The sequence below is a fragment of the Cupriavidus phytorum genome (genome assembly GCF_003254285.1).
GTDB lineage: Bacteria > Pseudomonadota > Gammaproteobacteria > Burkholderiales > Burkholderiaceae > Cupriavidus > Cupriavidus phytorum.
Genome location: NZ_QKZN01000036.1, coordinates 1 through 1,621 on the forward strand (window position 1 = coordinate 1; position 1,621 = coordinate 1,621).

1 protein-coding gene is annotated in these 1,621 nt (G+C 63.3%); it reads left to right on the forward strand.

Annotated elements, in window-relative coordinates:
• The first annotated feature begins 38 nt into the window (after window positions 1-38).
• Window positions 39-1,588, forward strand: a protein-coding gene (locus tag C7416_RS28770; RefSeq protein WP_404851330.1) for an IS3 family transposase whose coding sequence is annotated in 2 segments (ribosomal slippage) — window positions 39-525 and window positions 525-1,588 — 1,551 coding nt in all. Because the reading frame shifts where the segments join, the coding sequence is not laid out codon by codon here.
• The last annotated feature ends 33 nt before the right edge of the window (window positions 1,589-1,621 follow it).

Sequence of the window (1,621 nt, forward strand, 5' to 3'; positions counted from 1 at the left end):
TTCGATGAAGGACAATGGAGGGCGGAAGCGGTTGGAGAATGAAACGCTATCCGGCGGAGTACAAGGAGTGGGTGGTTGAGCAGATGATGCCGCCCATCAATCGATCGGTTGTGGAGTTGGCCAGGGAGACAGGTGTCACGACGGTGAGCCTGCGCACCTGGCGCAACGAGGCGCGAGAGCAAGGACGAGTTGTGCCAGGCAACGGCAAACAGAGCGATAAGTGGTCCAGCGCTGACAAGTTCCGGGTGGTGCTGGAGACGGCGCCGCTGAGTGAAGCGGAGCTGTCCGAATACTGCCGCAGGAAGGGCATGCAGCCAGAGCAGATCCGGCAGTGGCGTGCTGCCTGTGAGCAGGCGAATGCGAAGACGCCGCCCATGGCAAATATGGCACAGCTGCGCGAGGAAGCAACCGCGAAAAAGAGAATCCGGGACCTAGAGCGTGAGCTCAAGCGCAAGGACGCCGCGCTGGCGGAAACCGCAGCGCTGCTGGTGCTCAGAAAAAAAGCCGAAGCGATCTGGGGAAGGGACGAGGAGGACTGATCAACGTCTCGGATCGCCGCGAAGCCATTGCGTTGATCGATGAAGCGGTAAAGAGCGGCGCGCGCCAGGCTCTCGCGTGCGAGGAATTGGGTCTGAACGAACGCACCTTGCAGCGCTGGCGCCACACGCCTGAGGATGGAAGACCGGGCGCGCAGCGTCCGGTGCCGGCCAACAAGCTCAGCGTGGCCGAGCGTGAGGCCGTGCTGGCCGCGGCCAATGCGCCTGGCTATGAGGGGCTGACGCCGCACCAGATCGTCCCCAAGCTGGCCGACGAAGGCCGCTATCTGGCTTCCGAGTCAACCTTTTACCGCGTGCTCAAGGCCGCCGGCCAAGCGCGCCGGCGCGGGCGCGGCCACGAAGCCAAGTCGCGTCCGTTGACCACGCACCGAGCCGACGGACCCAACCAGGTGTGGTGCTGGGATATCACGTGGATGCCCACAACGGTGAAAGGCCGCTTCTTTTACTGGTACATGATGCAGGACATCTTCAGCCGCAAGCTGGTGGTCAACGAGGTGCACGAGAGCGAATCGGCCGACCATGCCAGCGACCTGCTGTCGCTGGGCTGTTTGCGCGAGAAGACCGCGGGCCGGCCGCTGGTGCTGCATTCGGACAACGGCAGCGTCATGAAAGGAGGGACGATGCTGGCGATGATGGGTTACCTGGGCGTGCAGCCCTCATACAGTCGTCCGCGTGTGAGCAATGACAACGCTTACGCGGAAGCGCTGTTCCGCACAGCCAAGTACTGCCCGCTGTGGCCGGATCGGCCGTTCGATACGCTGCAGCAAGCGCGCGATTGGGTGCACCGGTTTGCGTGCTGGTACAACGAGGAACATCGCCACAGTGGCCTGAAGTACGTCACGCCGAACCAGCGGCACCACGGGGAAGCGCCGCCCCTACTGGCACGACGCACGATGCTGTACCAGGCAGCCCGCGCTCGACATCCGCAGCGCTGGTCGCGAGGGATTCGGAATTGGAAGCTGGATCCAGTGGTCTTCTTGAACCCCGAACGAGCTGAGCAGGAAGCTACCGGGCACCGGAAAGCAGCATAACGGCGGACGCGACAACTACCTTGACACACACCG